We start from the raw sequence: 5,949 nt of genomic DNA on the forward strand, positions 1-5,949 counted from the left end.
CCCCCGCCCTCCGTCGGCCCCACGTCCAACCGACCGCCCACCGCCTCCACCCGCTCCCTGAGCCCCACCAGGCCGAAGCCGCCACGTCCACCGGCCGGCGCGGTGTGCTCCGCCGGCCCGTTCACCACACGCACCGCCAACCACTCGCCCTCTCCGCCCGGCCCTGCCGACGTCTCAGCCCCCGGCCGGGCGTCGGCAAGCCCCAACGTGACGCGGACGCCAGGTGCGCCGGGCGCATGACGCGCCACGTTGGTCAGTGCCTCCTGCACAAGGCGATGCACCGACGTCTCCACCTCCGGAGCGAGCCGCGCCGACCGCGCACCGGCCGCGATCTCAAGCGTGGCCGTGCCGCCGCCCTCCCGTTCGCCGAACGCCGACACCAGCACACCGAGTTCGGTCAGAAGGTCCTCCGGTCGCACCGGACCGCCGTCCTCCTCCCGCAGCACGCGCACCAGCCGGCGCATCGACTCCAGCGTTTCCGTGCCGGCCCGTTCGATGCCCTCAAGCAGTGGTTCCAGGCGTTCGGGCGCCGTCTCCCGGATCGTCCGCGCCGCCTGTGCCTGCACCACGATCCCGGTCACGTGGTGCGCGACGAAGTCGTGCAGGTCGCGCGCCAGCTCCAGCCGTTCGCGCTCCCGGACGCGCTGGACCGCCTGTGCCCGGCGGTTGTCCATCCCCCGAAGATAGCCGCCCAGTCCGACCGCCCCACCCGCCGCCAACGTCAGCAGAAAGGCGAACGTGATCTCGTCACCACCACCGGACAGCCGCAGCGGCGCCGCGATCACAGCCGCGCCCAGCAGCAGGCACAGACCCACGGCCTCCGGCATCGGAGCCGACCGCGCCGTCCCGACCAGCAGGGTCAGCAGGGCCGCGCTCTCCAGCAGCCCCCAGCTACCCGCCTCACCCGAACGGAGGAGCAGCAGCGTCACCCCTGCCGACACCGCCACGGCGGCCAGGACCCGCGACCGGATCACCGTGCTCTCCGCGACGCCGCGAAGCCACCACCGTCCGGGCGCCAGCACCAGCAACGCCACCAGCGGGCCGCCGAGCAGCGGCGGCCAGAACCACACGTGCCGGCTGGTCAACACGTCCAGCAGCCACAGCAGCGTGAACCCGGCGACCAGCAGCACCGTTGTCGGTCTTCGCCGGCCGGCCTCCTCCACGTTCTCCACGTCCTCCACAGCCTCCACGGTCGCCACCTCGCGAGCGTACGTCGGGCGCCGAGAGCGTTCCCGCACGGCGGCGCCCGACCAAACCTTCGAACGTTCGCGACAAGATTGCCTCCGAGGGAGCAGAAAACCTGGCAGGAGCGGGCCGGCCGGGTGGACGATGGGGGCAGGCACCGCGCCGGGACGGTGCCGGGAGGAGCGCCCATGGGCGGCGGTGGCGAGCTGTGGTCCGCCCGGGAGAGGGCCGCCACGCCCGCTCCGACGGGTGGGCTGCTCGACGTGCTCGGAGTGGCGGCCGTTGTACTGGACGACAAGGGCCGCATCGTCTTCTGGAGCCCGCAGGCCGAGCAGTTGCTGGGCTACTCGGCCGACGAGGCGTTGGGCGCGTACGCGGCTCGGCTCATGGTCGCCGAAGAGCACTTCGACATGGTCGTCCAGCTCTTCCACCAGGTCATGAGCAGCGGAGCCGGCTGGGCCGGGGTCTTCCCCGTGCGCCACAAGGACGGCAGCATCAAGAACCTCGAATGGCGCAACATGCGCCTCCTGGACGACCTCGGCGACTACTACGCCCTCGGCATCGCCACCGACCAGGAGACGATCCGCAGGGTCGAGCGCGACCTGGCCCTGTCGGTCCGGCTGGTCGACCAGTCCCCCATCGGGCTCGCCGTCTTCGACACGGACCTGCGCTACGTCGCGGTGAACGACGCTCTCGTCCGCATCGACGGCATCGACGCGTCGGGGCACATCGGGCGGCGGGTCGGGGAGATCCTGCCGTCGGTCGACGCGTCGGCGGTCGAGACGAAGATGCGGCGGGTGCTGGCGAGCGGCGAGCCGCTGCTCGACCACGAGGTCACCGGGCGGACGCCGGCGGACCCGGACAACGACCACGCCTGGTCGGTTTCGATGTACCGGCTGGACGACGTCGGCGGTCGGGTCATCGGTCTCGCGGTCTCGGCGATCGACGTCACCGACCGGCACCGGGCGGTGCTGGAGATCGAGCGGGCCCGTCACCGGCTGGCTCTGGTCGCGGACGCGTCCGTGCGGATCGGCACCACGCTCGATCTGGAGCAGACCGCCCGGGAGCTGGCCGACGTGGCCGTACCCGAGTTGGCCGACATCGCCGCCGTCGACGTGCTCGACACCGTGCTGCGCGGCCGCCCCTCCCCGGACAACGGGCCGGCGGTGATCCAGGCTCTGGCCGTCGCGGCCGCCTACGACACGGTCGCCGTCGACGCCGCCGACCCGCCCGGTGAGCCCGCGCGCTACGACGCGGACCGGCTCGTCACGCGCTGTGTACGGACCGCCGAACCGGTGCGGGTGGCGCGCCTGGACGACGACGCCCTGTCGTGCGTCGCACGCGACGAGCGCGCGGCGGCGCTGCTCGCCAAGGCGGGGGTCCACTCCTATCTCGCGGTGCCGCTGATCGCCCGCGGCGAGGTGCTCGGCGCGCTGGACCTCAAGCGGGCACGCAACCCGCTGCCGTTCACCGAGGACGACACCCTGCTCGCGTGCGAGCTGGCCGCGCGGGCCGCCGTGTGCATCGACAACGCGCGCCTCTACCGCCAGCAGCGGGAGACCGCGCTGGCTCTCCAGCGCAGCATGCTGCCGCGCAAGCCGCGCCACCTCGTGGGGCTGGAGGTGGCCTCGCGCTACCAGCCCGCCGGTTCGGCCTTCGAGGTCGGCGGCGACTGGTTCGACGTGCTGCCGCTGGAAGGCGACAAGACGGCCCTGGTCGTCGGGGACGTGATGGGCAGCGGCATCAACGCGGCCACCACCATGGGACGGTTGCGCACCGCCACCCAGACCCTCTCCCGCATCGACCTGGAGCCCGCCGAGGTGCTGCGCCACCTCGACGACATCACCGTCGGCCTCGACCCGTACATCGCCACCTGCGTCTACGCCGTCTACGACCCGCATGAGGGGTGCTGCCGGGTGGCCTCGGCCGGCCACCTCCCTCCGGTGCTGGTCGGCGCGGAGGGCGCACCCCGCCTCCTCGACGTGCCGACCGGCGCCCCGCTCGGGGTGGGCGACACGGTGTTCGAGAGCGTCACGGTCGACCTCGCGCCGGGCGACCGGCTTGTTCTCTACACGGACGGCCTCGTGGAGACCAGGGACGAGGACATCGACGTGCGGCTCCAGGCGCTGGTGAGCCTGCTGGGCAGGGCCGAAGGCTCGCTGGAGGACGTCTGCGACCTCCTCCTCCGGGAGCTGCGGCCGCCCAGCGAGGACGACGACGTCGCCCTGCTCATCGCCGCCGCCAGCGGCATGGGCCGCTGACCGGCACCCAAGCGCCCCTCGGTCGCCCCACCCGTTACCCCGATCGGGTGGATGTCGCCCGATGCCGGCCGCCCGGCATCGGATCCCTCCGGTCCGTGCGGGATGCGGCATCTCGGCGTCGCATGGCCGGCCCCCGCGCGTGCCCGGTCGTCCGGAAGCGGCGCGGGGCCCCGCCGCGTCGCCCCTAGACTCTGCCGCCGCCGGCCGGACGGCGAGGGTCGTCCGACCGCCGAACGCCGACCGGAGGCGGAAGGTCCCCGGTTCCCGAGCAGCACCGGAGCGGAAGGAGACCGGGTGGCGCAGCAGGGTGACAGACGTGACGGACCACCCGTCGACGAGACGGAGTTGCTGGAGATCACCGGCGACCCGGCCCGGGCCCGCGTGTTGCGGGAGTCGTTGGAGAGGCTCGCCGACGGGATCGCCGGCGACACTCTGCGCGAGTTCGCGACCGAGGTGCTGGCCGGACGGGTCGCGCTCCGGGACGCCGTCCGCGTCCCGGCCTACGGCGACGCCCTGGTAGCGGGTGGGCGCGCCTTCCAGGACGAGTGGTCCCGGCTCTCCGAGGCCGAACGGCAGCACCTCGCCGCCGAGGGCGAGCGCCTGCTGGAGAGCAGGGAACGCGAGGTGGCCGCCGCCCGTCGTGCGGCGGCCGAGCGGCGACAGGACGGGTCACGCCGTCGGCCACGCCACGACGGCCGTGGCTGGTCCCCCTACTGAGCCGCGGCCGAGCCCCACTTCGACCTCCGCCCCTCCGACCCTCTCCGACCATCCGCGGCGGGTGCCGTCCGGCACCCGCCCTCACGCCGAAGGGACACACCCCATGGGCTTCCGTGTCGAACCGACCGATGTGGACGCCTACGGCAGGCAGATCGGGCGCGCCCACGCGGACCTCGTTGCCGGGCGCCGCCACCTGGAGAAGGGGACCGCACTCGACTCGTCGCCGCCCGGCGAGCTCTGGCAGCTCGTCGTCGGCAGCCACGGCAAGCAGGTCAGCCAGGCCCGGCAGGCGATGAAGACCCTTGAGCAGGCCATGGCGGCCTGCGAGCGGGAGCTGGTCGGCGCCGCCCGCTACTACCGGCTGACCGACCACGGGGAAGCCGCCCGGGTGGATCGCGCCTACCCGCGTGGCACCGCGCGACCCCCCGAAAAAGCCCCCGCGGGAAGCCGTGGCTTCAAGGACGTCGCCGAGCCGACCGCCGAACTCGCGGGCGGCCCGTCCGGGTTCGTCGAGGGAGTGAAGCAGGGCGTGAAGGACCGGTACGACGGTCTGATCGGTTCGCGGGTCGACGGCGTGGCCGGCGAGGAGGCCAATCCCGCACTCGGCCTCCTGGGCGTCGGCCTCGACCTGGTGAGCCCGTCCACGCTGGTCAACGAGGGTCTCAAGCTGGCCTTCGACTTCGATCTCTTCGGCGAGGCCGCGAAGCTCGTCGCGGGGGACTGGGCGGGCTACGAGTCCTGCGCGGCGGCGTGGTCCCAGGTGGGGCGGCTGTGCGGGAGGGTCGCCGACAACGTGGCCGCGGGGAACGTCCAGCTCAGTGAGAGCTGGACGGGCAACGCCGCCGACACCCGCTGGGAGTACTTCGACGGCCTCGCCGGCAAGCTGACGGGCAGCGGGTCCTGCCTCCTCGACCTGGAACGCGCGTACGCGCAGGTCGCCGCCGCGGTGGCGCAGTTCGCCGAGGGCATGAAGGCCGCCCTGCTGCTCATCAGTGACCTGGCGATCGCCGCGGCCGTGGAGGCGGCCGCCGCGGCGGGAGCCGCCGCCACCGGCGTCGGCCTGGTGCTGACGGGCGGCGCGGCGGCGCTGATCGCCGCCAAGGTGGCCATGATGATCAGCCGCTGGTCCGACGTCATCAACGCGTTGACCGTGCTCTACGCCACGGTCAACGCGGTGTTCGGCGCGAGCGACGCCGTGCTGAACGGCCACCTGGACGCCGTCAGGTCCTTCCCCCTCCCCCGATCCGCCTACGACCACCAGGCCGTCTGAGCCACACCACGGCAGACTGGCCGGATGTCGAATCCGTCACCGGCGCAGGCGCGTCGGGCCTCCCGTAGTCCCGCTTCCGCAACCGCCGCCTTCGTCGCGGCCTAGCTGGTCACTCTGTGGTGGCCCTTCATGGGCCTGGGCACCGAGAACTTCGGCAGCAACTGTCTCTTCTACTTCGGCGAGGCCGGGCGTCGGGCGGAGCAATGCCACCAGGTGAACGACCGTGCTCGTGAGGCGCTGCCCCCTCTTGTCGTGGCCGCTTGGGCCAGCGCCGTTCTGACGCTCCTCTACTCCGGTGTGCGGCGTTGGCCGCACCGGGCGGGGGTGGCCGTGGCGTTCGGCTGCCTCGCCGCGGCCGTTGTGCTGGGTTGGCATGCCGTGGTGGTCTCCTCGCCCTGAGCACCCACGATGTGGTGAGGGCGGAGGGTTGGCTAGAGTCCGAAGGGTCGGATGTGTTGGTCTGAGTGCGGGACGTGGTGGGCGTGAGGGTCGGGCGTGGGGCGGTGGTGGCCGTGG

At 73.2% G+C, this 5,949-nt stretch carries 5 protein-coding genes; 4 read left to right on the forward strand and 1 reads right to left on the reverse strand.

The genetic code is table 11. From position 1 onward, the window contains the following. Positions 1–1,199 (reverse strand): sensor histidine kinase (locus tag GL263_RS19715; protein ID WP_323379485.1); only part of this gene is annotated, 1,199 nt, incomplete at its 3' end. A gap of 174 nt (positions 1,200–1,373) precedes the next feature. Here GL263_RS19715 and GL263_RS19720 point away from each other — a divergent pair. The 4 genes from GL263_RS19720 to GL263_RS19735 all read left to right on the forward strand — a co-directional run bounded on the left by GL263_RS19720 (position 1,374) and on the right by GL263_RS19735 (position 5,832). Then, on the forward strand, positions 1,374–3,446 hold the full coding sequence (locus GL263_RS19720; RefSeq protein ID WP_182857064.1) for a SpoIIE family protein phosphatase: 2,073 nt from the start codon (positions 1,374–1,376) through the stop codon (positions 3,444–3,446). A gap of 294 nt (positions 3,447–3,740) precedes the next feature. Next, positions 3,741–4,163, forward strand: coding sequence for a hypothetical protein (locus GL263_RS19725; protein WP_182857065.1), 423 nt, complete (start codon positions 3,741–3,743; stop codon positions 4,161–4,163). A gap of 103 nt (positions 4,164–4,266) precedes the next feature. Further along, entirely contained in the window at positions 4,267–5,433 is a 1,167-nt protein-coding gene (locus GL263_RS19730) for a hypothetical protein (protein ID WP_182857066.1), read from the forward strand. Positions 5,434–5,562: 129 nt separating this feature from the next. Continuing rightward, positions 5,563–5,832: a hypothetical protein gene (locus GL263_RS19735; protein WP_182857067.1), complete on the forward strand. Its 270-nt coding sequence runs from the start codon at positions 5,563–5,565 to the stop codon at positions 5,830–5,832. Positions 5,833–5,949 lie beyond the last annotated feature (117 nt).

Origin of the sequence: Streptomyces durbertensis (assembly GCF_014156695.1) — a bacterium.
GTDB lineage: Bacteria > Actinomycetota > Actinomycetes > Streptomycetales > Streptomycetaceae > Streptomyces > Streptomyces durbertensis.

Bases quoted from the DNA above. Each gene is read 5' to 3' on its own strand.
- GL263_RS19720 (WP_182857064.1), top strand. From the start codon at position 1,374: ATGGGCGGCGGTGGCGAGCTGTGGTCCGCCCGGGAGAGGGCCGCCACG.
- GL263_RS19730 (WP_182857066.1), top strand. From the start codon at position 4,267: ATGGGCTTCCGTGTCGAACCGACCGATGTGGACGCCTACGGCAGGCAG.
- GL263_RS19735 (WP_182857067.1), top strand. From the start codon at position 5,563: ATGGGCCTGGGCACCGAGAACTTCGGCAGCAACTGTCTCTTCTACTTC.